The following is a 25,462-nucleotide window of genomic DNA, read 5'->3' as shown; positions in this document are numbered from 1 at the left end:
CGTGAGTCAGAGGTCGTAGGGGATGCCGCGGACCGCGTGTTCCGCGTGTCCGACGACCTCCTCGACCAGCCGTTTGATGTGGCCGCCGCGGAGGCGGTAGAGGCGGGCGCGGCCGTCGGCGCGTTGTTCGACCAGGCCGCCGAGGCGGAGTTTGGCGAGGTGCTGGCTGGCTGCTGTGGGGGTGCAGCCCGCGGTTTCGGCCAGGGCGGTGACGCCTAGTTCGCCGTCGCGGAGGGCCCACAGGAGGCGCAGGCGGCTGGGTTCGGCCAGGAGGTCCAGGAAGCCGACGGCGGTGTCCACGACCGGGTCCTGGAGGGTGCGGTCGGCGGGGTCGGCGTGGGGCGGGTGGTGGCCCGGGGGGTCGGCGGGGGAGTGGGGCTGCGCGCCGGGGTGGGCCATGGGGGTCATCCTCTCACCTGCGCGGACGGGTGCGGTCTTGGCGGGCCGCGGTGGTGCTCCGGTGCTCCCGTGCAGGGCGGGCCCCGTACCGAAGGGCACGGAACGGGACCCTGGGCGCCAGCCTCAGCCGGCCGGTTCGAACTCCTCGGCCTTCACACCGGCGACGAAGGCCGCCCACTCGGTCTGGGAGTAGACGATCACCTCGGCGTCGGGGCGGCGGGAGTGGCGGACGCCGACCGAGCCGTCCGCCAGCATCGCCACCTCCACGCAGTTGGTGGCGCCGTTGCTGTGGCTGCTCTTGCGCCAGGCGGCGCCGGCCAGGTCCGGGTGCCCGGCGGCGGGCTCGGCCTGGCCGGCCGGCGCGCCGGTGGTGCCTTGGTGCGGTTGTGCGCTGGTGCTCAACTAGCTCTCCATCTTCGTCAGCAGGTCGGCGAGCCAGAGTGCCGACCGTTCGGGGGAAAGCGCCGCGGCACGCAGCTGGTCGAACACCGACGCGTAATTGCGCACCTCGTCGACGGTCTCCAGGAAATGCGTTCGTGTCAGGTTGTCCAGGCATACCACGTCGTGTTCCAGGGGATTCCCAAAGCCTACAATCGCGAAGGGCTCGTCAAGTCCCGAATATGCGCCTGCTGAATGGGTGATGATCTGGATGATGATATTCGGGCGGCGGGATTCCTCGATGACGCGTTCGATCTGGCCTCGCATCACCTGCGGTCCTCCGACCGACTGCCGGAGCGCGCCCTCGTGCATCACCACGCGCAGCCGCAGCGGTTCGGCGCCGCCGAGCATGCGCTGCCGGGTGCGGCGGACCGCCACCAGGGCGTCCACATCGAGCGGTTCAGCCCGGACGCGCCAGGCCTCGGCCAGCGCCCGGGTGTAGGCCTCGGTCTGGAGCAGGCCGTGCACCAGCTGCACGGTGTGCGCGTCGATCGACGTGGCCGCCGCCTCCACGCTGATGTAGTCCGCGTAGGGCTCCGGGATGGCCCGCCGGTAGTACTGCCACCAGCCCTTGTCTCTGATCTGGCCGGTCAGGTTCAGTAAGGTCGTCCGCAGCTCTTCGTCTTCGACCCCGTAGACGTCCAGCGCCGCGGCCACGTCGATACGCCGCAGCCGCCCCTGGCCGTTCTCCAGCCGGGACAGTGTCGAGTCCGAGATCTCCAGCCGTTCGGCCGCGCCCTGCAGGGTCAGCCCGGCGCCGAGCCGGAGCCGGCGCAGCGCCGCGCCGAGCCGGCGGCGGCGGATCGGCGGCGCCGAGGGCCCGGCCGGGACCCGGGCCGCGCGCTCGACCGCGCCGTCGGGCTCCTCCGGCTCGCCGTCCGGCGCGGTTCCGGCGGCGCGTCCGGGGACTTCTGCGGATGTCATCGCCAACCCCCTGCGGTTCGCTTTTGCGATGCAGGCCATTGTGCACGACCCGGCCGCGGCGATTTCACGATTCCCCTGCGGGGCCCGGCGCGCGGTGGGATATTTCATTGTGGGGTGCGCGCTGGGGGAGACGGATCGCGCAGACATCGACGATGTGAGGCCCTCATGCAGCAATTGCGCCACCCCGCTCCGGCGGCGTGCCGCGCCGGCGGACAAGGCGCCGGCGGCGGGGTGGCAATCCGCGGGGCGCTGGCCGGCCACGAGCCGGCAACCGCGCCCCCGGTACCGCAGAACACTGCCTTGTACTGGTCGTTCCCGGGCACGGCCCTGGACGTGAGCATGTCGCGCCGCTGGCTGGCCGCCGCGGTGGAACAGGCCTGGGGTCCCGGCGAGGACACCGACCGCGTGGTGCTGGCCTACAGCGAGGTCGCGACCAACGCCGTGGTCCACGGCCGCGGTCCGGTCACGGTGGCCGCCCGGATCCGGGACGGCGCGGTGACCTGCGAGGTCGCCGACTGCTCGGACGCCACCCCGCAGTACCGGTACGCCACCGGCGAGGACGTCTGCGGCCGCGGCCTGGACCTGGTGGCGGAGACCGTCGACCGGTTCCGGGTGCGGGCCGACGAGGTCGGCAAGACCGTCTCGTTCGAGGTCGGTCGTCGGACCGCCGCGCCCGCCGGGTCCGCCATGTCCGGGAGAAGTCCGCTGCCGCGGTCCGGCCCGGGTCCGGTCGGACCGCGGTCCGCTTCGAGCGAATCAGTTCTCGAACCAGCCCGCGAATCAGTGCTCGAATCCGCTCGCGAACCAGTCCCCGAACCCCATCGCGCAGCGGAATCCGCACACAGCTCCGTCGGTGGACCCGCGGGAGGGTCCACCGACGGCGGGAACGGGGGGACGGGCTAGCGGGCGATCCACACGGCGGTGTCGGGCGGGATCTGCCCGTCGGCCGTCAAAGGCCCGCTGGCCAGCAGTACTCGGCCCGCGACCGGCTGGTCCGACGGTCGCGGGCCGAAGTTCACCGCGCAGGCGAACCCGGGTCCGCGCTCGAAGGCCAGCACGCCCTCGGGCGCGTCCAGCCAGGCGAACGGCCCGTCGCCGAGCCCCGCGGTCTCCCGCCGCAGCCGCAGCGACTTGCCGTAGAGCGTCAGCATCGAGGAGGGGTCGGCGAGCTGCCCCTCGGCGGTGTAGTCCTTCCAGGTCTCCGGCTGCGGCAGCCACGGCCGCTCCCGCGCGTCCTCCGGGCTGAAGCCGAACGGCGGCTCGCTCCCGGACCACGGCAGCGGCACCCGGCAGCCGTCCCGGCCCGGGTTGGCCGGGTTGCGGCCCTTGCGCTCCCACATCGGGTCCTGGCGCAGGTCGTCGGGGATGTCCTCGACCTCCCACAGGCCGAGTTCCTCGCCCTGGTAGATGTACACCGAGCCCGGAAGCGCCTGCGTCAGCAGCGCGGACGCCCGGGCCCGGCGCGTGCCCAGCTCCAGGTCCACCGGCCGGCCGAGCTGCCGGGCGTAGATCGCGAAGGAGGTGTCCTCGCGGCCGTAGCGGGTGACCACCCGGTCCACGTCGTGGTTGGACAGCACCCAGGTCGGCGGCGCGCCGACCGGGGTGTGCAGGCTCAGCGTCTCGTCGATCACCTCGCGGAGCTTGTCCGCCTCCCAGGCGCAGCCCAGGTAGGGGAAGTTGAAGACGGTGTGCATCTCCTCCGGGCCGAGGTAGCGCGCGAGGCGCTCGGCGTCCGGCAGCCAGATCTCGCCGATCAGGACCCGGTCGCCCTCATAGGAGTCGGCGACCGCGCGCCAGGACCGGTAGACCGCGTGCACCTCCTCGCGGTCGACGAACGCCGTGTCGTCCTCGCCGACCTGGTCCGGCAGCGCCGGGTCCTTGACCAGCAGCGCTGCCGAGTCGATGCGGAAGCCGTCGGCTCCGCGGTCGAACCAGAACCGCAGCACGCTCTCGAACTCCGCCGGGACGTCCGGGTGCGTCCAGTTGAAGTCCGGCTGGGCCTGGTCGAACAGGTGCAGGTACCACTCGCCGGGCTCGCCGTCCGGCTCCACGACCCGGGTCCAGGTCTGGCCGCCGAACATGCCCTGCCAGTTGGTCGGCGGCAGCTCGCCGTCCTCGCCCCGGCCGGGGCGGAACCAGAACCGCTCGCGCTCCGGGGAGCCGGGACCGGCGGCCAGCGCGGCCTGGAACCAGGGGTTCGCCGAGGAGGTGTGGTTCGGGACGATGTCGACGACCACCCGGATCCCCAGCTCGTGCGCCTCGGCGATGAGCGCCTCGGCGTCGGCCACGGTCCCGAACAGCGGGTCGATGACGCGGTAGTCGGTGACGTCGTAGCCGCCGTCGGCCTGCGGGGACAGGTACCAGGGGTTGAACCAGACCGCGTCCACGCCGAGCTCGGCCAGGTACGGCAGCCGGGCGCGGACGCCGGCCAGGTCGCCCATGCCGTCGCCGGACCCGTCGGCGAAGCTGCGCGGGTAGATCTGGTAGATGGCGGCCGAGCGCCACCAAGGCGCTTGGGAAGTATGCGCGGACACCGGGAACCTGCTCTCTGTACTCGAAGCAGACACGACGGCGGGACAGCCGACGGTGAAGGGACAGGGGACGTGTGGTGCGGGGTGTTTCAGGGCCCTGTCAGCCCTTGACGCCGCCGACCGTGAGACCGGCCATGATGTTCCGTTGGAAGAACAGGAACAGCACGATGGTCGGGATCGAGGCCAGGAAGAGCCCGCCGACCAGCGCGTTGTCCGGCATCGAGGTGGCGGCGGTGTTGACGCCGACGTTCAGCGTCTCGTGGGCGGGCACGGTGATCAGCGGCCACAGGAAGTCCTTCCAGACCGCGACCACCGCGAAGATCGAGACCACCCCGAGGATCGGCCGGGACATCGGCAGCACGATGCGCCACAGGGTGCGCAGTGGGCCGGCGCCGTCCACGGAGGCCGCGTCCAGCAGGTCGTTCGGGATGGAGTCGAAGAAGCGCTTGAGCAGGAACACGTTGAAGGCGTTGGCCACCGTCGGCAGCCAGATCACCCACGGGGTGTTCTGCAGGTTCCAGTGCACCAGCGGCAGGTCCAGCACCGTCAGGTACTGCGGGATGACCAGCGCGGCGGCCGGGATCATCATCGAGGCCAGCATCAGCGCCAGGATCCAGTTGCCGAAGATCGGCCGGAGCTTGGACAGCGAGTAGGCCGCGGACACGCAGAAGATGAGCTGGAACAGCAGCGCACCGCCGGCGTAGACGATCGTGTTCCACAGCAGCTGCGCCATCCCCAGCCGGTCCCACGCCAGGGTGAAGGCGTGGGTGGAGGGGTGTGACGGCAGCAGGACCGGGGGGTTGCGGACCAGTTCCTGCGAGGTCTTGAACCCGCCGGTGGCCATCCAGAACAGCGGGCCGATGAAGACCAGGGAGGCCAGCACCAGCGCGATGGTCAGGGCGGTCCAGTAGAACCTCTTGCCCCGCGCGGTGTTCAGCTGGGTGCGGGATATCAGGGTTCGCTGGTAGGTGTCGGCGCCCTTCTTGGGCCGTCTGCCCTGGAAACGATTCCGGCCCATCAGGCCTCTGGTGAACGTCTGTTGGGTCATGTCCTCTAGTCCTCGCCCCCGCGTCGTTCCAGCACGATGTAGATCGCTGAGAAGCAGGCCAGCACCAGCAGCATGATCACGCCGAGGGCGGCAGCGGTGTTGAACTTGTTGTAACTGAACGCGTAGTTGTAGAGCAGATAGACGACCGTTGTCGTCGATCCCTCGGGTCCGCCGCCGGTCAGCACGAACGCCTCGGTGAACATCTGCATCGTCGCGACGATCTGCAGCATCGCCATCAGCGACAGGATCAGCCGGGTTTGCGGGATGGTGACGTGCCGGATTCGTTGCAAGACGCTGCAACCGTCCAGTTCGGCCGCTTCGTACAGGTCGCCCGGAATCCCTTGCAGAGCCGCCAGGTACACCAGCGTCGCGGTGCCCATGTTGCTCCACGTGGAGACCACCACCAGGGAGGGCATCGCCGTGGACTTGGACGCCAGCCACTGGGATGTGGGCAGGTGCAGGAAGTGCAGCCCCTGGTTGAACAGGCCGAACCCGGGGTCCATGAAGTACTTGAACAGCAGGATCCCGGCCACCGGCGGCAGCATCACCGGCAGGTAGACCAGGATCCGCAGGTAGCCCTGCGCGTGGCGGAACTCGTTGACGACGATGGCTACCGCGAACGGCGCCGCGAAGCCGAACACCAGGGCCAGGGCTGTGAACTCCGCGGTGTTGCCCCAGGCTTGCCAGAACTCGGGGTCGGCCGTGATCTGGCGGTAGTTGCCCAGGCCCACCCACGTCGTCTGGCCGCGGTGCACGCGCTGGAAGGACATGATGATCTCGCGGACCATCGGATACCAGGTGAACAGCGCGAAGCAGACCAGCGCGCCGAACAGGAAGGCGTGGGCGCGCAGGTTGCGGCCGGCGGCGCGCCGCAGCGCCTTCCAGGCCGGCCGGCTGCCGCGGCCCTGTTCGGTGCCGTCGTGCAGCCGCTCTGTGGCCAAGGCATAGGCCATCGTGTCGACTCCGTTCGTAAGTAAGTCGGGGGCGCGTGGGGCGGCCGGTCCGCGTCCCTCAGCGTGGACCGGCCGCCTGCCGCACCGGCGGCGTTACTGGTTGGCCAGGATCTGGTTGACCTGCGTCTCGGCCGTGCTCAGGAGCTTGGCCGGGTCAGCGTTGGCATTCGTCATCGCCGCCGACATCGCGGTGTCCAGGACCTTGTAGAGCTGCTGCGCCGCCGGGGGTTCCAGGACCGGCGCGATCGGGTTGTTGACGAAGTCCGCGTACTGGTCGATCGGCAGCGTCGCGGAGGTCTTCAGGTCCGTCTGCACCTGCGTCATCTGCGCAGAGGACGGTGCCCAGAAGAACTTCTGCGGGATGCCGATCGCCACCGGCTTGTCCGGGGCGGCCAGCGCCTTGGAGCGGGCGAAGTCGAACTGGCCCTTGCCCGGGGTCAGGTACTCGAAGGAGATCCAGGCGATCTCCGCCTTGATCTGGTTCGGGGTCAGACCCTTCTTGAAGTAGTACAGGTCGCCGCCGGCCAGGGTGCCGGTCGCCGGTCCCGAGGCACCGGGGATCGGGCCCATGCCGTACAGCTTCGGGTTCGCGCCCAGGACCTCGACCAGGTGCTGGATCACGTCCGGGGCGCCGAGGAACATCCCGACCTTGCTGGTGGCCAGCGGCGGGAAGGCGTCAGCCCACTGCGTCACCGGTGTCGGGCCGATGCCGTTGTCCTTGAAGCGCATGTCGTGCAGGCGCTGCAGGACCTGCTTGCCCTGGTCGCTGTTGAAGGCGGCCTTGGTGCCGTCGGAGTTGACCATCTGGCCGCCGAGGCTGTCCAGCTCGCCGGCGAAGTGCCAGCCGCCGGTGTTGCCGCCGCTGTAGTCCTCATAGCCGGTCACGCCGCCGCCGAGGGCGGAGATCTTCGCGGCGTCCGCCTCGACCTCGTCCCAGGTCGTCGGCGGCTTGTTCGGGTCCAGACCGGCCTTGGTGAACAGGTCGCGGTTGTAGATCAGACCCTCGGTGTAGTAGTTGATCGGCAGCGAGTAGGTCTTGCCGCTGTCCTGCAGGTTCTGCTTGACGCCCGGCAGCAGCTGGGACCAGCCCGGGACGGTCTGGTCGTTGACGTAGGCGCTGATGTCCGTCGTGTCGCCGGAGTCCAGGACCTGGTTCTTGTCCGTGAAGTAGGCGTGGAAGGCCTCGGTCTCGTTCTTCGCCTTCAGGCTGGCGGTGAACTGGGCCGGGTCCTCGACCTGCCCGACGTAGGGCTTGGCGTTGACGGTGACGTTCGGGTACATGATCTTGAACGCCTGCAGGTCGTCCGCGTAGGAGGCCTTGTTGGCGGCCTGGTCCGCGCCCGGTGCGCCGTCGATGGTGATGGTCACCGTGGCGTTGGGGTCCAGCGGCTTGCCGTCGGCGACGCCGTCGGCGGCGTTCGTCGATCCGGTCTTGCCGCTCTTGCCCGAGCTGGAGCTGGAGGAGCACGCGGCGCCTGCCATGGCTATACCGGCCGCCGTGACGAGCGCGACCATCGTGCGTGAAGCGTTGTGTTTCATGCGTTTCACCCCTTCGTTCGTTGGCTGGGGAGGTCCTTGCCGCAGTCATCGGCGTGCCGAGAAGGTACAGCCGTAAACAGTCGGCTGCAAGAGTCTGATGAAAAATCGAAAGAACACGACTAGGTTACGGATGATCCACTCAGGGGCTTGACGGCAGGTCGCGGCCTCGGCCCTGGTTTGCGGACGCGTCGAAAATTCTTGCGCGGGTTGGCGAGAACCCATCGCATTCTTACCGGCATTCGTTCTACTCTTGCGGTATGACGAGCAGACTCGCCGAGGTGGCGCAGAAGGTGGGGGTCAGCGAGGCCACCGTGAGCCGGGTCCTCAACGGCCGGCCGGGGGTGTCGGAGAGCACCCGCACGGCGGTGCTGACCGCTTTGGACGTCCTGGGTTACGAACGGCCCACCCAGCTGCGCGGCGAACGCGCGCGGCTCATCGGCCTGGTGCTGCCGGAGCTCCAGAACCCGATCTTCCCGGCGGTCGCCGAGGTGGTCGGCGGCGCTCTGGCCCAGCGCGGCTTCACCCCGGTGCTGTGCACCCGCACGGCCGGCGGCCTGTCGGAGTCGGACTACGTGACGATGCTGCTGGACCAGCACGTCTCCGGCGTGGTCTTCGCCGGCGGCCACTTCGCCGAGGACGAGGCTCCGCACGAGCACTACCACCTGCTGCGCGAGCGCGGCATCCCGGTGGTCCTGTTCAACGCGGCGGTGGAGCACCTGGAGCTGCCGCAGGTCTCCACCGACGACGCGGTCGCGGTGGAGCAGGCCTTCGCGCACCTGGCCTCGCTCGGCCACGAGCGCATCGGCGTCGTGCTGGGCCCGGAGGACCACGTCCCCTCCCAGCGCAAGCTGGCGGAGTACCGGACGCAGTGCGAGAAGTACGCGCGCCCGGTCGACGACGCGCTGATCGAGCACGCGATGTTCGCCCTCGAGGGCGGCCAGGCGGCCGCCACGCGGCTGCTGCGCGCCGGGGCGACCGGCATCATCTGCGCGAGCGACCCGCTCGCGCTGGGCGCCATACGGGCCGTGCGCCGGGCCGGACTGCGGGTGCCGCGGGACGTCTCGGTCATCGGGTACGACGACTCGGCGTTCATGAACTGCACCGACCCGCCGCTGACCACCGTGCGCCAGCCCATCGAGGCGCTGGGCCGGGCGGCGGTGACGCTGCTGGTGAACCAGATCGAGGGCGCGCGGGTGGCGGCCGAGGAGCTGCTGTTCGAGCCGGAGCTGGTGGTGCGGGGGTCCACGGGCTCTGTCCTGGGCCGGGTCGCCTCCATCGAGGGCGACGATCTGGACGCCGGGGACGCGTAGGCGGCGTAGGCGGCGAAGGCGGCGAAGAGGTGCGGGACGCGGCGGGCTCGGTCGATGGGCCCGGGGTCCGGGTCTGCGGTCGCTGGAGCGCTTGATGTCGCCGGCCGTCGCGCCCCGGGCTCGGAGCTCATCGCCGTCCAGCGCGCGCGTGCTACCGTTTTGGATCCAGTTCGGGCTGTGATTGCGGGAGGCGTCCATGGCCGAGGTCAGCTCGCGACCGCCGACCGCGCAGCAGTTCGTCCTGGCCGAGGTGCGGCGCGCCATCACCGCCGGCGAGTTGGAGCCCGGCACTCCGATCCGGCAGGAAGCTCTGGCCGAGCGGCTGGAGGTGAGCCGGGTTCCGTTGCGGGAGGCGCTCAAGACGCTCGAGGGCGAGGGCCTGGTCACCTATCGCGCGCACCGCGGGTATCGGGTCGTCGAGTTGTCGATGGCTGATCTGCGCGAGGTGTACCGCCTGCGGGAGATCCTCGAAGCCGAGGCGGTCCGCGCGGCGGTCCCCCTGCTCGACGAGGCGGTCTTCGCGCGCTTGGAGGCGGCGCAGACCGAGGTCGAGCTCGCCGCCGGGGACGGCGCGGTCGCGGCGATGGCGGCGGCGAACCGGCGCTTCCACTTCGCGCTCTTCGAGGCGGCGGCGATGCCGCGCCTGGTGCGCATCATCGGCACGCTCTGGGACAGCACCGACGCCTACCGCTCTCTCTATTACGCGGGCGACGAGAACCGGCGGCACGTCGTCGCCGAGCATCGGGCCGCGTTGGCGGCGCTGCGCGCGGGGGACGCCGAGGGCGCGGTCCGGTGGTTCGACCGGCATCGGGCGGCTGCGGTGGAGACGCTTGCGGGGCAGATCGAGGCGTGAGTCGGCGGGCTATGCACATCGCTTATGGCAACGGTCACCATGTCAACGTCCGCTATGGCAAGGTCGAGGGCTGAGCCAGCCACTCGCGGATAGCAGAGCCGTCGGCGTCCAGCGCGGGCGGCGGGGCGAAGTAGGCGGCGGGTGTCGTACTGAACCGCACCGGATGCGCCGTCTGACGCGTACCTCCGACGTCCACCGCGGCATTCAGACCCAAGCGCTCGGCGAGGGCGAAGGCATCACCGACATCGTTGATCGGTCCGCACGGCACGCCGGCTTCGTTCAGCGCTGTGAACCACTCCTCGGCCGGCTTGGTCGCCAGCCGCCGATTCAGCTCCTCGATCAATGCCTCGCGATGCGCGACCCGCGAGGTGTTCGTCGCGAATCGCGGATCGTCCGCGAGTTCCGGAGCGCCGAGCGCTGTGCACAGGCTGTGGAACTGCCGGTCGTTCCCTGCGGCGATCACCAGCGGTCGGTCCGCGGCGTCGAACACCTCATACGGCGCGATACTCGGATGCCGGTTCCCCATCGCCTGCGGCACGACCCCCGCCACCAAGTACGCCGAGGCGTGGTTCACCAACCCCGACAGCAGCGACGTCAACAGCGACACCGACACCCGCTGCCCCTCGCCGGTCGCGTCCCGGTGCCGGAGCGCCGCCAGGATCCCGAACGCCGCGTGCATCCCGGTGATCACGTCCACCAGCGCGACGCCGGCCTTCGTCGGCTGCCCCGGCTCGCCGGTGACGCTCATCAGCCCGCCGACCGCCTGCGCCAGCAGGTCGTACCCGGGGAGCGCGGCGCCCGCGCCGTCGCCGAACCCGGTGATCGAGCAGTAGACCAGACCCGGGTTCGCCTCCCGCATCTGCTCGTATCCCAGGCCCAGCCGCTCCATCGTCCCGGGCAGAAAGTTCTCCACGACCACGTCCGCGCGCCGTATCAGCTCCCTGGCCAGCGCCGCGTCCCGCGGCGAGCGCAGGTCCAGCGCCACCGAGCGCTTGTTGCGGTTCACGCCCTGGAAGTACGTCGCCGACCCGTCCGGGGCGAACGGCGGTCCCCAGGCGCGGGTGTCGTCGCCGCTGCTCGGACGCTCCACCTTCACCACGTCCGCGCCCAGATCGGCCAGGAGCATGGTCGCGTAGGGACCGGCCAGGACCCGGCTGAAGTCCGCGACCAGGAGACCGGGCAGGGCTGCGCTCTCGCCGTTCATGCCGGTCACCATACTGGATCCAAAATCCATTCTGTGGTGGAGTAGGGCCATGCCCTCCAAGCCTGTCTCCCCTCTCGATCTGTTCGCGATCGACGGCCTCCTCAGCGACGAGGAGCGCGCGATGCGCGACGTGGTCCGCTCCTACGGCGCCCGCGAGCTGCGCCCGCACGTCGCCGACTGGTTCGAGGCCGGGACGCTGCCGGCCCGCGACGTCGCGCGCGGCCTCGGCGGTCTCGGCGTGCTCGGCATGCACCTGCACGGCTACGGCTGCGCCGGGACCAGCGCCCTGACCTACGGCCTGGCCTGTATGGAGCTGGAGGCGGTCGACTCCGGGCTGCGCTCGCTGGTATCGGTGCAGGGCTCGCTGGCGATGTTCGCGATCTGGCGCTACGGCTCCGAGGAGCAGAAGCAGACCTGGCTGCCGCGGATGGCCGCCGGCGAGGCGATCGGCTGCTTCGGGCTGACCGAGCCGGACTTCGGCTCCAACCCGGCCGGGATGCGGACCACCGCCAAGCGCGAGGGCGAGGGCTGGATCCTCAACGGCACCAAGATGTGGATCACCAACGGCTCGATCGCCGACGTCGCGGTCGTGTGGGCCGGGACCGAGGACGGGATCCGCGGCTTCGTCGTGCCCACCGGCACCCCCGGGTTCAGCGCGCCGGAGATCAAGAAGAAGCTCTCGCTGCGGGCCAGCGTCACCAGCGAGCTGGTCCTGCAGGACGTGCGGCTGCCCGCCGACGCGATCCTGCCGGCGGCCGCCGGGCTGTCCGGGCCGCTGGGGTGTCTGGACGAGGCGCGCTTCGGCATCGTGTTCGGCGCGCTCGGCGCGGCGCGCGACTGCCTGGAGGCGGCGATCGCCTACGCGCTGGACCGCGAGGTCTTCGACCGCCCGCTGGCCGGCTTCCAGCTGACCCAGCAGAAGCTCGCCGACATGGCGCTGGAGCTCGGCAAGGGCATGCTGCTCGCGCTGCACCTCGGCCGGCTGAAGGACGCCGGCGCGCTGGACCCGCGCCAGGTCAGCCTGGGCAAGCTCAACAACGTCCGGGAGGCGCTGGCGATCGCCCGGGAGTGCCGGACCATCCTGGCCGCGAACGGGATCACGCTGGAGTACCCGGTGCTGCGGCACGCGAACAACCTGGAGTCGGTGCTCACCTACGAGGGGACGAGCGAGATCCACAGCCTGGTGATCGGGCGGGCGCTGACCGGGGTCTCGGCTTTCGTGTAGCGGTTCGGTGGGGCGGCTCATAGGCAACTCGGAGGGCGCCCCATGAAGCAACGCGTGGAGCAGTCCGTGTAAAAGTTCGTATAACAGGGCTCGGAGACACTCGCACGCCGGTCGTGCGACCCGCTGATGCTTGGGCGGCGCATGGTCGGCCGCATAGTGTGGGCATGTGGTGAGCAGCGAGAGACCGGTGACCGGACCGGGAGGCGGCGTCAGCGGGCGGCGTCACGCGTCCGGCGGGACCGGGGTTTGGTACCGCCGGGTCGTTGGAAATCCGGCAGGCATGCGCTGGTCACCGGTCCGTCGGAGTCTCACTGTCGCCGCCGCGTGCGCGGCCCTGGTCGGCGGCGGCGCGATCGCGGCCGCGGCGGCTCCGCCCGCGCCGAGCCCGACCCCGACGGCGCCGAGCTCCGCGCCGCTCGGGCCGACGGTCGCCGTTCCCGGGACGCCGCCGATCCCCCCGGACGTCAAAGCCGGCTCCTTCGTGATCGCCGATGAGGCCACCGGCGCGATCCTCGCCGAGCGCGCCCCGCACGACCGCCTGCGTCCCGCCTCGACGCTCAAAGTCCTGACCGCGCTGGCGCTGATGCCCCGCCTGGACCCCGCGGCGGTCCACCTCTCGGTCCCCGGGGACATCGCGTCGCTGGCCACCGCCGAACCCGGGGCGAGCGCCGTCGGCATCAAGCCGGGGCTGTCCTACCGGGTCTCCGACCTGTGGAACGCGGTGTTCCTGCGCTCGGGCAACGACGCGATCGCCACGCTCGCGGCGATGGCCGGCGGAGCGGGACCGACGGTGGACCTGATGCGCCAGACCGCGCAGCGGCTGCACGCGAACGACACGGTCGTGGTCAACGCCGACGGCTACGACGCCGACGGCCAGGTCTCCAGCGCCTACGACCTGGCGCTGATGGCGCGCGCGGGTCTGCAGGACCCGGGCTTCCGCGCCTATTGCTCGCTGCAGAAGGCCAAGTTCCCCTCGGTCAACGGCACGACCTTCGAGATCGACAACGAGAACCGGCTGCTCGGCAAGTACCCCGGGATGATCGGGGTGAAGAACGGCTACACCTCGCTGGCGCACCACACCTTCGTCGGCGCCGCCGAGCGCAACGGCCGCACGCTCGTGGTCTCGGTCTTCGACGCGGGAACCGACATCTATCAGCAGACGGCGAAGCTGCTCGACTGGGGCTTCGCGGTCCCGGCGACGGCGGCCGGCGTGGACCAGCTGGTCCCTGCGGACCCGCTGCAGAAGTCGACGGCGCCGGACGAGACGCTGCCGCCGCCGGACGCGCAGCACGCGAAGAAGCGCGATCTGCTGGACGGGTACAGCGGCAGCGGCAGTGGCGGCGACCTCCAGACGTCCGCGGCCGCCGCGGCCTCGCCGCACAAGAGCGGCGGATCGGGCTCGAGCTTCGTGGGCGACGCGTTCGAGACGCTGCTCTACGTGCTGGGGTTCCTGGTGTTCGCCGTCGTGGCACTGCGCGCCCGGGTGTTGTGGAAGCAGCGCAAAGAGAGATGACGGCGGTGGCGGCGGTGCGGTGTGCTCGCGGCGGTGGCGACGCCGGTCAGGACGCTGTGCTGGACACGCTTCCCGAGGCGCTGCCCGACGCCCCGCTGGAGACGGATTCCCGCAGGAACAGCCCGATCGAGTTCACGCAGTAGCGCCACCCGCCGAGTTCCTCCGGCGCGTCCTGGAACAGGTAGCCCAGGTGCGATCCGCAGGTGGAGCAACGGATCTCGGTGCGCAGCATGCCCTGCGAACGGTCCTCGTACTTCTCGATGAGGTCGTCGGTGAGCGGGGAGGCGAACGCGGCCCAGCCGCACTCGGCGTTGAACTTGGACTGCGAGCCGAACAGCGCGGTGTCACAGCCCCGGCACAGGTAGATACCCGAGTCGTCGTTCTCGACATAGGCGCCGGACCAGGGGTTCTCGGTTCCGAACTCGCGCAGGGTCTTGTAGGCGGCCGGCCCTAGGTGCTGCCGCCACTCTGCCTCGGTGCGCTCAACCTTGTACACCATGTAGTCGAGCCTACTCACGTGACGCGCGGGCGCCAGCGTTTTGGAGAGGCGTTACACAGCGTTGGGCGCGTGGTGGAGTCGTTTTCCAAAACCGCCGCGCAGCTTCCCTAGCAGGGCGAATGCATGTACGAACTCATATTCGCTGAACGCTTCGCCGAAATGCAATGCGGGGAATCAGACGCCGGATGCGCACGGCGGAGGCGGCCACTGGACGATGGCCGCCTCCGTCATGCTCCATTGCGGGTTTGCCGCAGATCGATGCCTGCCCGGTCTCAGCCGATGTGTCCGCCGACCGCCGTCGCGACTGCGGACTGCACCGCCGGGGAGACCGCGGCCGGTCCGCCGAAGATCTCGATCGCCGCCAGCTGCTGCTTCCACGTCGCGAACAGCGCGGCCACGTTCGGCGGCAGCCGCTTGGGGTCCGTGAGGAGCAGCGGGATGCCGGCGTTGGCGGCGTAGGCGCCGCCGGTGAGGGCGTCGGGGAAGACTGTGCCGCTGGCCAGGCCCGCTGCGGCCGGCGCGTGGCCCGCGCTCGTGCTCATCGCCTCGGCGACCTTCGCGGCGGTCGCGTAGCGGTCGCCGCCCGACAGGTCCGTGGCCGCCTTGCCGGGCGCCGCCTTGGCGACCGCCTTCACCGCCGCGCCGCCGACCGCGGTGACGTGGCTGTGGGCGTTCACGAACGCGGCGGTCGCCGGATCGAGCACCGGTCCGTCGGACAGGACGACCGCGGCGTTCTGCGACGCCGCCAGCGGACCCGCGGCGAGCGCGTCGGCGAAGTCGGTGCCGGTCGCCACCACGACGTTCGCGGTGCTGCCCAGGCCGTCGCGGGCGACGCGCAGGGCGGTGTCGAAGCGGTCGGTGCCACCGATCCGGTGGACCTGGTAGCCCAGGGCGGTGAGCTGCGACTGGACGAGCGGGGAGACCGCTGTCGTGCCGCCGAGGAGGTAGACGTTCTTGCTCCGGTCGGCGCCGAGGACGCGCTTGATCTCGGCGGTGGTGGCGCCGTCGAGCGCCTTCGGGTCGGTCAGCAGCAGCGGGCCGTGGACGTGGGCGGCGAGCGGCACGCCGGCCAGCGCGTCGGGCGCGGCGTCCCCTCGGGCGATGACGACGCCGCCGGCCGCGCCGTCCTTCCACTGCGCGGCGGAGACGTCGAGGGCGGTGCCGTAGCGGGTGCCGCCGCCGAGGCGGGTGACGGTCGCGTGGCCGGCGGTGCCGGACGGCGCGGTCGGGCCGATCGGACCGGCTGGTCCAGCCGGTCCGGTCGGGGTCCCGGTCGGCGGCGGGGTGGTGACGGGAGGCGTGGTGACCGGCGGCGGGACGGTCACCGTGATGTCGTGGGCGACGGACGCGCTCTGCAGGGTGCCGGTCTCGACGGTGAGCTTCACCGGGTAGGTGCCGGACTTGGCGTAGGCGTGCGGGACCGGCGAGGTCACCGGGGCGTTCTCAACCCACTGGTCCGAGCCGTCGCCCCAGTCGATGAAGTACTCGTTGATGAAGGAGCCGCTGCCGCCGTTCACCGGATCGATGGCGGGGGTGGAAGCGGTCGGGTCGGCGATGACGCCGCCGGGGGTGGACGGATCCGCCGCCACAGTGAGGGCCGGGGTGGGCTGGATGACCGTCCCGAGCTCGTAGTCCTGCTCGGCCTTGCTGCCGACCTGGCCGTCCGCGCCGGTGGCGGTGACGTCCAGGGTCTGGTCCTTGGTCTGGGCGGGATCGGAGCTGACCGCGAAGGTGTGGGAGAACACCGGGTCGCTGCTGGTGACTTGCGTGCCGTTGAAATTCGCGGTGTAGCTCGCGACCGGCGTGAAGCCGGCGACGGTGGCGCGGGCGTCGATGCTGATGGTCTCCGAGGTGGCGTCGCCGGTGATCGAGAAGCTGAAGGCGGTGACCGGGCCGCCCTGGTACTCGGCGGCGCCGCGGTCGTAGTCGGTCGCCGGACCAGTGCCGGAATCGGTGACCTGCGGGTCGTCCCGCCGGGGATTCCCGCGGTAGTCGGTGGGCAGCGCGCCCGCGGCCGAGGAGTCCGCGGAGTCGATCGCGGGGGAACCCGGCAGGGGTTCGTCGTTCGCCGGGTTCAGCCGCGGGTCGGCGACGAGGTCGTGGGCACCCTGTCCGGAGTTCGCCGCGAACGAGGCCACATCCGTGTACGCCACGCCACCCCAGGAATAGGCGGCGCCTGCCGGGATGGGCCGGCCGGTGTCCGGGTCGGTGCTCGACGGCGCGGGAAACAGGATGTTGTGGTGGATGGCGGCGCCGCTCTCGGCCGCGGTGTCCACCGATATCTCGGCGGGGCGGCCCGTGGCCGCCGTCTGCGTGGTCTCGGAGATGTTGTTCGCGACGGTGGTGCCGGTCGAGGTCCCGTACAGCCCGATGCCGACGTTCGAGTCGGAGGTCAGGGTGTTGCCGGTGACGGCGTTGCCCGGCGAGTCGGTGACGGTGACGCCGTCGAGGCTCCCCTCGATGTGGTTGCCGGCCACGACGTCGCCGGTGGCGCCCCCGGACAGGGTGATACCGGCGGCTCCGCCTCCGCCTTCGATGTGGTTCCGGGTCAGGGTGACGTCGCTGGAGCCGCCGCTGACCACGATCGCCGTGCCGGCGGTGCGGGACGACAGGTTGTCATGGGCTTCGAAGCCCTCGATGACGATGTCGTGCTGGCCGTCGACCACTGCCAGGTGGGTGTTGAAGAAGACGGAGGGGATCCGGCCGAACTTGTCGGGGACCCCTTCGATGGTGATCGGCGCGCCGGGCGTCCCCGACTTGGTGACGTCCATCTCCTGCGTGCTCGGCAGGCTGTAGACCGCGATGGTGTCACCCGGTCCCGCGGCGTCGAGCGCCTTGGAGAAGCTGCAGAACGGGGCGGTCGCGCTGCCCGGGTTGCTGTCCGAGCAGCTGGCGCCGGTGGTGCCCCCGACGTAGAAGGTGCTACCGGTGGCGGGTGCGGCGTGCGCCGGCGACAGGGGTGCCAGGCCCGCGGCGGCGAGCGTGGACATGGCTGCGAGGGTTACCCGACGTTTCGACACGGTACAAGATCGTGCCGTCTGCGAGCGCGACGGAGATCCCTTGATCGGCGTAGGTGTCCGACGCCTTACAGCCGATCAGGGTATTGATGTGCAGCGGTTCAGCCGGGTCGGCCGGCGCCTTGCTTCGCCAGTTTCACCAGCATTTGGCGCACCTTCGGGTCCCGGTTCTTGGCGGCGGCCTTGTAGAGCTTGTCCAGTTGCTCCGGCAGGTGCGCGTAGTCGGCGGGGTCTGCGGCGGCCGGTGTGGTGAAGATCTGCGGCTGCGAGGTGGGGATGCGCTCGGCGGGGCGGGGGTTCTTGCGGCCGTGCCGCTGCCCGACGAAGCGGATCGGTACCTCGGGCAGGTGGTATTGCTGGGTGAAGCGGGAGATCACTTCGGTGATCTGCGTCGGCTCGCCGAGATCGAGGGTGAAGATCTCGCCGCCGGCGGCGATGCGGCTGGCTTCGAGGGTGAGGGCGACGGCTTCCTCGACGGTCGCGAAGCAGCGGGTGGCGTCGGGGTGCGTGACGGTCACCGGGCCGCCGGCGCGGATCTGGTCGGCCAGGGTGGTCAGGAGGGAGCCGCGGGCGTCCAGGACGTCGCCGATGCGTACGGCGGTGAAGACGGCTTCGGTGCGGTGCTTCTTGCCCGGCTTGGCGGCCTTGTGGGCGGCGGCGAGGACGACGGCTTCGGCGACGCGCTGGGAGGCGCCGAGCATCGAGGCCGGGTCGGCGTCGGCGGCGAGCTGGACGAAGCGCTCGGTGCCGTGGCGTGCGGCCGCGCGGACGAGGTTGTCGGTGCTCAGGACGTTGGCCTTCACGCCGTGGCTCGGGCGGCGCTCCAGCACGGCGGCCTGCCTGAGCGCCTCGGCGTGGAACACCACCTCGGGGCGGAGTTCGCGGAAGGTCTGGTCCGTCTCGTCGCGGTCGAGGAGGTCGGTGGTCAGCACTTCGCCCCACACGTCCGCGCGGAGGCTTCGCAGGACCTGCTCATCGGTGCCGAGGAGGAACAGCGAGGCGGGGTTGAAGGCGTGGAGCTGGCGGCAGAGTTCGGAGCCGAGCGCGCTGGCGGCGCCGGTGACCAGGACGCGCTTGCCGGTGATGATCTCTTTGGCCTCGGGGGAGACCACGGGGGGTTCCGGGGCGTCGATCAGTGCTCTGACGTCGAGGGGGCGCAGGTCGGCGGCGGTCGCTTCGCGGGACAGGGCGGCTGCGTACCAGGGGAGGTAGCGGACGACGGCTCCGGCGGCGGTTGCCGCGTGGGCGAGTTCGCGGGTCCGGGACGGAGGGAGGCCGGGGATCGCGAGGACGACGGCTTCGACGGCGTGGTCGGTGGTGAGGCGGGGGAGGTCGGCCAGGGTGCCGAGGAGGGGGAGCGGAGGGTGTTTGGCTGGGCTCGGGTCGTCGTCGAGGTTCGCGGGATCGAAGTTCGCGGCGTTGGAGCTCGCGGTATCGAAGCTCGTGGCATCGGAGCTCGCGTCGTCGAGGAAGCCGATCGGGTGGAGTCCGCCGGTTTTGCTATCCCCCAGCTCGCGGGCCAGGGCTCGGCCGGCGCGTCCGGCGCCGACGATCAGCGTGCGCAGGCCGGCGGGCCGCCTGGTCCAGGTGGGTGACCCCTCGGGTCCCGCCCACGGCGATTCGGCCTGTCCGGTCATCGTTCCTCGTCGGTGCCTCCGCCGGTCAGCGGGGGTCTTCCCCGATTCCGGCGCGTCGGGCCACCGCGACGGCGGCCAGCGTGGAGTGTACGCCGAGCTTGCCCAGAACGTTCTGCATGTGGGTGCGGACCGTGTTGGGGGACAGGAACAGGTGCTGGGCGATGGAGGCGCGGGTCATGCCGGAGACCATGCACTGCAGGACTTCGCGCTCGCGGGGGGTGAGGGCGCCGACCAGGGTCTCGTGCTCGTTGCGCTCCTGCTCGGCGGCCATCAGGTCGCTCAGGACGTAGGTGAGCAGGCGCGGCGGGATGTGGGTCTCGTCGCGCAGGACGCCGCGGACCACCTGGAGCAGGTGCTCCACCGAGCCGTCCTTGGCGACCCAGGCGTTCACGCCGCCGCGGACCGCCTCGGCGACGCGCTTCTCCTCCTCGCCGGCGGTGACCATGACGATGCGGACGTCGGCGTGGCTGGCGCGGATCTCGGCGGCGAAGCGGATGCCGTCGCGGCCGTCGAGGTCGACGTCGAGCAGGACCACGTCGGGGCGGCGCTCGTCGATGAGGCGGCGCGCGCCGTCGATGGTCGTGGTCGCCGCCACGCCGAAGCCGGGTTCGGCGCGCAGGCGGGAGGCCAGCGCTTCGGCGAAGGTGCGGTGGTCGTCGACGACGAGGATGCGGACCTCCCCGAGGCCGGCGACGTCGAGGCGCTCCTCGAGGCGGTCCTCGAGTCCGATCGTGGAGGCGTCAAGCATGCTCCCCATCCTCGCAAGCCCCGGGGCGTCCGCCCACCACCATGGTGTGGAGCCGCGAATACTCCAAATGACGTAGACGCCCCTCTGGACGCGGTCCCCGGCGGTTCACCGTGCGGTCACCCACGGTTACTGCGAAGCACCGAGGCGGTCCACCGCGCCGACCCGAGCGACGATCGCCGAGGCCTCGACGCGGGAGTGCGCACCCAGCTTGACCAGCACGTTCTGCACATGCGTCCGGGCCGTGGACTGCGCGATGTCCATGGCGCGCGCGATCTGCTTGGTCGACTCGCCCTCGACGATCCGCCGCAGCACCTCGCGCTCGCGCGGGGTGAGGTAGCGCAGGGTGCGCTCGGCCTGGTCGACGTCCGGCGCCTTCAGATGCCGCACCGCCGCCCGCAGCAACTCCGGATCCACCGCGACCTCCCCGGCCGCGACCCGCTCCAGGATCTGCACGATCCCGTCGATCCGCTGGTCCTTGCGCGTGAACCCCGACACCCCGAGATCCAAGGCGGCGCTGACGATCGCCGGATCATCCGTCGCCGAAACCATCAACACCTTGGTCCGAGGATGCCGCTCCAGCACCGCCCGCGCCAGCTCCAACCCCGCCGTCACCATCCGGCTGTTAGGCCGCGACACCGGAAACGCCTGCTCCCCGGCCGTGGCCAGCGGCGAGGCGGCAGCCCGCGCCGAGACCGTCATCGGAAAGTGCACATCAAGCATGAGGATGTCCGGATCCAACGAAGCCACCGCAGCCAACCCCTGCGCCGGCGTCGACGTCACCGCCTCCACCTGATACCCCTTCGCCGCCAGCGACGCCGCCAGCGACTCGGTGAGCAAAGTGTGGTCATCACACAGCACGATCCTTGCGGGCATCAGAAAGCGCCTCCAGGGAGCAGAGAGAGCTGGACCGAGGCGACCGGCTGCAGCGCCGAGGCGGGGATGCGCGGGGGATGGGTCAGGGTCGCCTGCGAGGGAAGCTGGATCGAGGCGAGGGCGGTGTCGTCCTGACCGGTGGGGATGATGTGCAAAGGCTGGGTGTCGGCGGGATCGAAGCTGGGGTCGGAGGTTGGGTCGGTGGGCGCTTCGGCTGCGGCGGGCGCCGCGGGACCGGCGGCCGCGGCGGGAGTCTGGGCGGCGCTCGGCGCGGCGAACGGCGGAGCGGCGAGTCCGGCGGGGTACGGCAGGTGCGCGGCAGACGACTGAGCGGCTTCGGCCGGGTCCAGGGGAGCGACCGGCGCGCCGAAGAAGTTCGCCGAGGGCTCAGGCGCTGCGGCGGAGGTCGGCACGGTCGTGGGCTGCGGCGTGGGCGCGGCAGAAGGCTGAGTAGCTGCCTGCGGTGCGACCGGTGCTGCAAAGAAGTTCGCTGAGGGCTCAGGCGCTGCGGCGGAGGTCGGCGCGGTCGCGGGCTGCGGCATCGACGCGGCAGAAGGCTGAGTGGCTGCCTGCGGTGCGACCGGTGCGCCGAAGAAGTTCGCTGAGGGCTCAGGCACTGCGGCGGAGGTCGGCGCGGTCGCGGGCTGCGGCATCGACGCGGCAGGAGACTGAGTGGCTGCCTGCGGTGCGACCGGTGCGCCGAAGAAGTTCGCGGGGGCAGACGCCTGAGCGGCGGTCTCGGCCGAGGGCTCAGGTGCGGCAGCCGAGGTCGCCGCAGTCGCGGGCTGCGACATCGGCGCGGCGGCAGTGGTCTGCGGTGCGACCGGTCCGGCGGAGCTCGGCTGGCGCGTGGCGGAGGGCTGAGCAGCGGTCGGCGCGGCGGCGGCGGCGGGCTGCGGCGAGTGTGTGCCGGATGCCTGCGCGGCGTCGGGTGCGTCCAGAGGTGCGGCGGGGGTGGCGAAGGGGGCGGTGAGTGAGGGCTGGGGGGTGGTGGGTGGTGCGGTGCGTGGTTGGTGGGCGGCGGCGGTGATTTCGCCGGGGGCTTGGGGGGTGGGGTTGTGGGGGGTGGGGGGGAACACGCTGGCGGGGACTGGGTGGGCGGTGATGTCGGCGGGGGTGCCGTAGAGGCGGTTGGGGGGTGTCTGGGGGTCCTCGGTGGCGCCGTTTTCGAGGGTCGTGGCGGAGGGGTGCGAGGTGGTGTTGGTCTTGAGAGGCAGGCCGAAGTAGCCCGTGTCCGCTGAGGTGTCGGGGGACTTGCGTGCCGGTGGCTGCTCGTCGGTGGCTGCCGGGAGAGAGTGCTGGAGCGGCAGGCCGAAGTAGGTTCGGTTGTCAGCGGTGGCGGCGGGCTCGAGCTGCTCCGGCGTTCGCGGGCCGAACAGGTTCGCGGGTTCGGCGGAGCCGCCGATTGCCAGCTGCTCGGGCGTGCCGGAGATCGCCATCGGCTCTGGCCAGGCGCTCAGTCGGGTCATGAAGGCGTGGCCGCCGGTCAGCGATGCCGGGGGTTCGGTGACATCGATGACTTCGGCGAAGTCGTCTTCGTCTTCGAAGTCGTCCGTGAAGCCCTCGTCGAAGGCGTCGAGCTCGTCCAGATCGTCGAGATCGTCGAAGTCCTCGAAGTCCGCCAGTGCCCGGTGGACCCCGCCCGCCGCCAGCTGCGCGGCCAACTGGGTCAGCGAGATCTCGCCGTGGAAGGTCTTCGTCAGTTCGTCGTCCGCGCTCAGGGGGCGGATGGGGGTGACGGGGAGGACCAGGCGGACCAGGGCGCCGCCGAGGGGGCCCTCGGCGAATTCCACCGAGCCGCCGGCTGCTTCTATGGTGCGGCGGACTACGGCGAGGCCTAGGCCGTGGCCTGCGGGGATGTTGCCGAAGCCGGGGCCGCTGTCGTCGACTTCGATCACCGCTCGTTCGCCTTCGGCGGTTTCGAAGCGGCGGACGGTCACCTGGACGCGGCCGGAGTCGCCGGCGGCTCGGGTGCCGTTGGACAGGACGTTGCCGAGGGCCCGCTTGAACAGGACCGGGTCGACCGTCACGTGCAGGGGGTCCTCGGCGGCCGCCAGGGCGAGGTCGCCGTCGAAGGTGGCGCGCCAGCGCTCCACGGATTCGGCGGCCAGGCCCGCGACGTTGCACGGGACCGGTTCGCCGAGGCCGTCGACGCCCTGCTTGGCGTCGTCGAGGAACTGGCGGACCGTGGCGGATATCTCCTCGGTCTGGGACATGATCTCCTGCAGCACGTCGCGGACCCGCTCGGGGACGTCCGGCCGCAGTTCGGCGGCGGAGGCGAGCATCAGGATCGCGGCGACCGGCTGGCGTAGGTCGTGGCAGACCTCGCGGACGCGGTCCAGCGGGATCGCGGTGCCGCCGTCGGCGTACAGGACCGCGTCGCGGCGGTGCGAGCCGTGGTAGCGCTCGAGCTCCGTGCCGGGAGCTGAAGAAGCTGAAGAAGCTGAAGAAGCCGCGGCAGCCGTGGAATCTGCGGAAGCCTCAGGGGTCTCATGGTCAAGGTCCTCGGCCGCGCTCGCGCCAGCCGCCGCCGCCTCGCGCGCCGCGCGGTCCGCCGCCTCCTGCGCCCGCAGCTCGCGCAGGTCCAGCAGCACGGTCTCGTCCGTGCCGCGGATGTACGGGTCCTTCGACGCCGGATTCCCGCCGGCCGGTCCACCCGTGTCCGTTCCGGCCGTGGTCGTGCTCATGATCGTCCCCCACCGCAGCGGTTCCGGGTACGGTCGCGCGCGCGGCGAGTCGGACACGCGGCCAGGCCCGGCCGTCCGTCCGCGTAGCGTGCCACGCGCCTCCCCCTTGCTCCGGCTGCCGGTGCGCACCGGCAACCATCCTCGACGTTACGCCGGCGGACCCCGGGCGACCAGGGATGACGCCCCGGATCACGCGATGGGAGCAACCGGCTCGAAGGCGGTCCGCCGTCTACTCGGAGAGTGAGAGCCACTCATCCTCTAGACGGAGACGTTCCTCATGCAACTCGCGTAGCTTAGCGTCCGCATCGGCCGCTGCGAGATAGTCTCCCCCAATCCGCGACAGTTCCTCGTGCAGCTTGGCCTCCAGCTCGGCGATCTTGTCCAGGCGCCGCTCGATCCGGGCCAGCTCCTTCTTCGCGGCACGGTCCTCACGAGAACCCGCACCGCCGCTCGTCATGTTTGACGGTTGTGCGGGCACTTTGGTTGTGCGGGAGTTCGAAAGCTCAGTGGCGCGCTGCTCGCGGTGGGCGAGGTACTCCTCGACGCCGCCGGGCAGCAGCCGGATCCGGCCGTCGCCGTACAGGGCCGCGACGCGGTCGGTGGTGCGCTCCAGGAAGTAGCGGTCGTGGCTGACCACCAGCAGGGTGCCCGGCCAGCCGTCGAGGATGTCCTCAAAAGCGGTGAGGGTGTCGATGTCCAAGTCGTTGGTGGGCTCGTCGAGCAGCAGCACGTTCGGTGCGTCCATCAGCAGCCTGAGCAGCTGCAGCCGCCGCCGCTCGCCGCCGGACAGGTCGCCGACCCGCGTCCACTGCTTCTCCCCGGCGAAACCGAACCGCTCCAGCAGCTGCCCGGCCGTCAGGGTCTTGCCCTTGCCGATCTCGACCGTGGAGTGGACCTTCTCGACCGCCTCCAGCACCCGCCAGGTCGGATCGATCTCGGCCACCTCCTGCGACAGGTGCGCGGGCTTCACCGTGACACCGGCGACGACCCGTCCCGAGTCCGGCTGCGCCTCGCCGAGCAGCAGCCGCACCAGCGAGGACTTGCCGGAGCCGTTGACGCCGATCAGCCCCAGCCGCTCGCCGGGACCCAGCTGCCAGGTGACGCGCTTCAGCAATTCCTTCTGGTCCGCGCCCTCGCCGACGGCGTAGGACACGTCCTCCAACTCATAGACGGTCCGCCCGAGCCGGCTCGCCGCGAACTTCTGCAACTCCGCGCCGTCGCGCGCCGGTGGCTCGGCGGCGATCAGCTCGTTCGCCGCCTCGATCCGGAACTTCGGCTTGCTGGTCCGGGCCGGGGCACCGCGCCGCAGCCAGGCCAGCTCCTTGCGCAGCAGGTTCTGCTTGCGGTCCCATTCGGCGTCGGCCTGCCGCTGCCGCTCGGCGCGCGCCAGGACGTACGCGGAGTAGCCGCCGTCGTAGTCGAGCACCTGCCCGTTGACGACCTCCCACGTCCGCGTGGTGACGGCGTCCAGGAACCACCGGTCGTGGGTGACGGTCAGCAGCGCCGGCTTGGCGGTCGCCAGGTGCCGCGCCAGCCAGGCGATGCCCTCGACGTCCAGGTGGTTGGTGGGCTCGTCGAGCAGCAGCAGGTCGTGTTCGTTGATCAGGGCCTTGGCCAGCGCGACCCGGCGCCGCTCGCCGCCGGACAGCGGCCCGATGCGGGTGTCCATGCCGTCCGGGAACGCCGGGAAGTCGGTCCCGCCGAACAGCCCGGTGATGACGTCGCGCACCCGCGCGTCGGCGAGCCACTCGTGGTCGGGCTTGTCGGCGACCAGCTCGTGCCGGATGGTCGCGGCCGGGTCCAGGGTGTCGTGCTGCCCGACGAAGGCGATGCGCAGCCCGCCGGTGTGCGTGACCCGCCCGGAGTCGGGCTCGTCGAGTTTCGCCAGCACCCGCAGCAACGTCGACTTGCCACCGCCGTTCCGTCCGACCACGCCGATCCGGTCGCCCTCGGACAGGCCGAGGGAGACTTTGTCGAGCAGCGTGCGGGCGGTGTAGGCCTTGGAGACGTTCTCGAGGTTGACCAGGTTGACCAGGTTGACAGCTTGGGGCGCCATTGCGCCAA

Annotated in this window: 20 protein-coding genes; 5 read left to right on the top strand and 15 right to left on the bottom strand. The window is 71.2% G+C overall.

The window, feature by feature from the left end; genetic code table 11:
- Nucleotides 1-6: 6 nt before the first annotated feature.
- From CACI_RS41865 to CACI_RS41855, 3 genes are all read right to left on the bottom strand, one after another.
- A complete protein-coding gene (locus CACI_RS41865) occupies nt 7-408 on the bottom strand; it encodes an ArsR/SmtB family transcription factor (protein ID WP_223297396.1) in 402 nt (133 codons plus the stop codon).
- Nucleotides 409-522: 114 nt separating this feature from the next.
- The gene (locus tag CACI_RS41860) at nt 523-801 is read right to left on the bottom strand and encodes a DUF397 domain-containing protein (RefSeq protein WP_015797018.1); all 279 of its coding nucleotides are present in this window, start codon (nt 799-801) and stop codon (nt 523-525) included.
- Nucleotides 802-1,761, bottom strand: a complete 960-nt coding sequence (locus tag CACI_RS41855; protein WP_015797017.1) for a helix-turn-helix domain-containing protein — start codon at nt 1,759-1,761, stop codon at nt 802-804.
- A gap of 165 nt (nt 1,762-1,926) precedes the next feature.
- Between CACI_RS41855 and CACI_RS46880 the strand changes: the two genes are divergently transcribed.
- Nucleotides 1,927-2,664 carry an ATP-binding protein gene (locus CACI_RS46880; RefSeq protein ID WP_015797016.1) on the top strand — a complete coding sequence of 246 codons (738 nt, stop codon included), beginning with the start codon at nt 1,927-1,929 and terminating at the stop codon, nt 2,662-2,664.
- On the opposite strand, the gene CACI_RS41845 is transcribed toward CACI_RS46880, so the two are convergent.
- The 4 genes from CACI_RS41845 to CACI_RS41830 form a co-directional block, all read right to left on the bottom strand.
- On the bottom strand, nt 2,661-4,295 hold the full coding sequence (locus CACI_RS41845; protein ID WP_015797015.1) for a glycoside hydrolase family 13 protein: 1,635 nt from the start codon (nt 4,293-4,295) through the stop codon (nt 2,661-2,663). The two genes, CACI_RS46880 and CACI_RS41845, sit on opposite strands and share 4 nt — an antisense overlap.
- A gap of 97 nt (nt 4,296-4,392) precedes the next feature.
- Nucleotides 4,393-5,310 (bottom strand): carbohydrate ABC transporter permease, encoded by a 918-nt coding sequence (locus tag CACI_RS41840; protein WP_049872181.1) that lies wholly within the window; start codon nt 5,308-5,310, stop codon nt 4,393-4,395.
- A gap of 35 nt (nt 5,311-5,345) precedes the next feature.
- Nucleotides 5,346-6,293 carry a carbohydrate ABC transporter permease gene (locus tag CACI_RS41835; protein WP_015797013.1) on the bottom strand — a complete coding sequence of 316 codons (948 nt, stop codon included), beginning with the start codon at nt 6,291-6,293 and terminating at the stop codon, nt 5,346-5,348.
- Between the two features lie 93 nt (nt 6,294-6,386).
- The gene (locus tag CACI_RS41830) at nt 6,387-7,832 is read right to left on the bottom strand and encodes an extracellular solute-binding protein (protein WP_015797012.1); all 1,446 of its coding nucleotides are present in this window, start codon (nt 7,830-7,832) and stop codon (nt 6,387-6,389) included.
- Nucleotides 7,833-8,089: 257 nt separating this feature from the next.
- On the opposite strand from CACI_RS41830, the gene CACI_RS41825 reads away from it, so the two are divergent.
- Together CACI_RS41825 and CACI_RS41820 are read left to right on the top strand one after the other, a co-directional pair.
- Nucleotides 8,090-9,142 carry a LacI family DNA-binding transcriptional regulator gene (locus CACI_RS41825; protein ID WP_015797011.1) on the top strand — a complete coding sequence of 351 codons (1,053 nt, stop codon included), beginning with the start codon at nt 8,090-8,092 and terminating at the stop codon, nt 9,140-9,142.
- 196 nt (nt 9,143-9,338) lie between these two features.
- The gene (locus CACI_RS41820) at nt 9,339-9,995 is read left to right on the top strand and encodes a GntR family transcriptional regulator (RefSeq protein ID WP_015797010.1); all 657 of its coding nucleotides are present in this window, start codon (nt 9,339-9,341) and stop codon (nt 9,993-9,995) included.
- A 52-nt stretch (nt 9,996-10,047) separates the two neighbouring features.
- Here the strand turns inward: CACI_RS41820 and CACI_RS41815 are convergent, their stop codons facing one another.
- The gene (locus CACI_RS41815; protein ID WP_143765614.1) at nt 10,048-11,199 is read right to left on the bottom strand and encodes a CaiB/BaiF CoA transferase family protein; all 1,152 of its coding nucleotides are present in this window, start codon (nt 11,197-11,199) and stop codon (nt 10,048-10,050) included.
- Between the two features lie 49 nt (nt 11,200-11,248).
- On the opposite strand from CACI_RS41815, the gene CACI_RS41810 reads away from it, so the two are divergent.
- Both CACI_RS41810 and CACI_RS41805 read left to right on the top strand, forming a co-directional pair.
- Nucleotides 11,249-12,424, top strand: coding sequence for an acyl-CoA dehydrogenase family protein (locus CACI_RS41810; protein WP_015797008.1), 1,176 nt, complete (start codon nt 11,249-11,251; stop codon nt 12,422-12,424).
- Between the two features lie 280 nt (nt 12,425-12,704).
- A complete protein-coding gene (locus CACI_RS41805; RefSeq protein WP_015797007.1) occupies nt 12,705-13,937 on the top strand; it encodes a D-alanyl-D-alanine carboxypeptidase family protein in 1,233 nt (410 codons plus the stop codon).
- Nucleotides 13,938-13,983: 46 nt separating this feature from the next.
- Here the strand turns inward: CACI_RS41805 and msrB are convergent, their stop codons facing one another.
- The 7 genes from msrB to CACI_RS41770 all read right to left on the bottom strand — a co-directional run bounded on the left by msrB (nt 13,984) and on the right by CACI_RS41770 (nt 25,454).
- Entirely contained in the window at nt 13,984-14,436 is a 453-nt protein-coding gene (msrB, locus tag CACI_RS41800) for a peptide-methionine (R)-S-oxide reductase MsrB (RefSeq protein ID WP_015797006.1), read from the bottom strand.
- A gap of 272 nt (nt 14,437-14,708) precedes the next feature.
- A complete protein-coding gene (locus tag CACI_RS41795; protein WP_015797005.1) occupies nt 14,709-17,426 on the bottom strand; it encodes a cell wall-binding repeat-containing protein in 2,718 nt (905 codons plus the stop codon).
- A gap of 128 nt (nt 17,427-17,554) precedes the next feature.
- Entirely contained in the window at nt 17,555-19,090 is a 1,536-nt protein-coding gene (locus tag CACI_RS41790; RefSeq protein ID WP_015797004.1) for a polysaccharide biosynthesis protein, read from the bottom strand.
- A gap of 25 nt (nt 19,091-19,115) precedes the next feature.
- Nucleotides 19,116-19,838, bottom strand: a complete 723-nt coding sequence (locus tag CACI_RS41785; protein WP_015797003.1) for a response regulator — start codon at nt 19,836-19,838, stop codon at nt 19,116-19,118.
- Between the two features lie 126 nt (nt 19,839-19,964).
- A complete protein-coding gene (locus tag CACI_RS41780; protein WP_015797002.1) occupies nt 19,965-20,711 on the bottom strand; it encodes a LuxR C-terminal-related transcriptional regulator in 747 nt (248 codons plus the stop codon).
- The gene (locus CACI_RS51825) at nt 20,711-23,398 is read right to left on the bottom strand and encodes a sensor histidine kinase (protein ID WP_015797001.1); all 2,688 of its coding nucleotides are present in this window, start codon (nt 23,396-23,398) and stop codon (nt 20,711-20,713) included. The genes CACI_RS41780 and CACI_RS51825 overlap by 1 nt, the downstream gene beginning before the upstream one ends.
- Before the next feature lie 229 nt (nt 23,399-23,627).
- Nucleotides 23,628-25,454, bottom strand: a complete 1,827-nt coding sequence (locus tag CACI_RS41770; RefSeq protein ID WP_015797000.1) for an ABC-F family ATP-binding cassette domain-containing protein — start codon at nt 25,452-25,454, stop codon at nt 23,628-23,630.
- Between the last annotated feature and the right edge of the window lie 8 nt (nt 25,455-25,462).

It is taken from the genome of Catenulispora acidiphila DSM 44928, assembly GCF_000024025.1.
In the GTDB taxonomy this organism is placed as follows: Bacteria; Actinomycetota; Actinomycetes; order Streptomycetales; family Catenulisporaceae; genus Catenulispora; species Catenulispora acidiphila.
The sequence above is the reverse complement of the archived record's forward strand: the minus strand, read 5'-3'. Positions and strand labels throughout refer to the sequence as shown.

Coding starts and splice junctions, on each gene's coding strand:
- CACI_RS41865 (WP_223297396.1), bottom strand. CDS start 408: ATGACCCCCATGGCCCACCCCGGCGCGCAGCCCCACTCCCCCGCCGAC.
- CACI_RS41810 (WP_015797008.1), top strand. CDS start 11,249: ATGCCCTCCAAGCCTGTCTCCCCTCTCGATCTGTTCGCGATCGACGGC.
- CACI_RS41785 (WP_015797003.1), bottom strand. CDS start 19,838: ATGCTTGACGCCTCCACGATCGGACTCGAGGACCGCCTCGAGGAGCGC.
- CACI_RS41855 (WP_015797017.1), bottom strand. CDS start 1,761: ATGACATCCGCAGAAGTCCCCGGACGCGCCGCCGGAACCGCGCCGGAC.
- CACI_RS41815 (WP_143765614.1), bottom strand. CDS start 11,199: ATGAACGGCGAGAGCGCAGCCCTGCCCGGTCTCCTGGTCGCGGACTTC.
- CACI_RS41790 (WP_015797004.1), bottom strand. CDS start 19,090: ATGACCGGACAGGCCGAATCGCCGTGGGCGGGACCCGAGGGGTCACCC.
- CACI_RS46880 (WP_015797016.1), top strand. CDS start 1,927: ATGCAGCAATTGCGCCACCCCGCTCCGGCGGCGTGCCGCGCCGGCGGA.
- CACI_RS41780 (WP_015797002.1), bottom strand. CDS start 20,711: ATGCCCGCAAGGATCGTGCTGTGTGATGACCACACTTTGCTCACCGAG.
- CACI_RS51825 (WP_015797001.1), bottom strand. CDS start 23,398: ATGAGCACGACCACGGCCGGAACGGACACGGGTGGACCGGCCGGCGGG.
- CACI_RS41805 (WP_015797007.1), top strand. CDS start 12,705: ATGCGCTGGTCACCGGTCCGTCGGAGTCTCACTGTCGCCGCCGCGTGC.
- CACI_RS41820 (WP_015797010.1), top strand. CDS start 9,339: ATGGCCGAGGTCAGCTCGCGACCGCCGACCGCGCAGCAGTTCGTCCTG.
- CACI_RS41795 (WP_015797005.1), bottom strand. CDS start 17,426: ATGTCCACGCTCGCCGCCGCGGGCCTGGCACCCCTGTCGCCGGCGCAC.
- msrB (WP_015797006.1), bottom strand. CDS start 14,436: ATGGTGTACAAGGTTGAGCGCACCGAGGCAGAGTGGCGGCAGCACCTA.
- CACI_RS41840 (WP_049872181.1), bottom strand. CDS start 5,310: ATGGGCCGGAATCGTTTCCAGGGCAGACGGCCCAAGAAGGGCGCCGAC.
- CACI_RS41770 (WP_015797000.1), bottom strand. CDS start 25,454: ATGGCGCCCCAAGCTGTCAACCTGGTCAACCTGGTCAACCTCGAGAAC.
- CACI_RS41825 (WP_015797011.1), top strand. CDS start 8,090: ATGACGAGCAGACTCGCCGAGGTGGCGCAGAAGGTGGGGGTCAGCGAG.
- CACI_RS41830 (WP_015797012.1), bottom strand. CDS start 7,832: ATGAAACACAACGCTTCACGCACGATGGTCGCGCTCGTCACGGCGGCC.
- CACI_RS41835 (WP_015797013.1), bottom strand. CDS start 6,293: ATGGCCTATGCCTTGGCCACAGAGCGGCTGCACGACGGCACCGAACAG.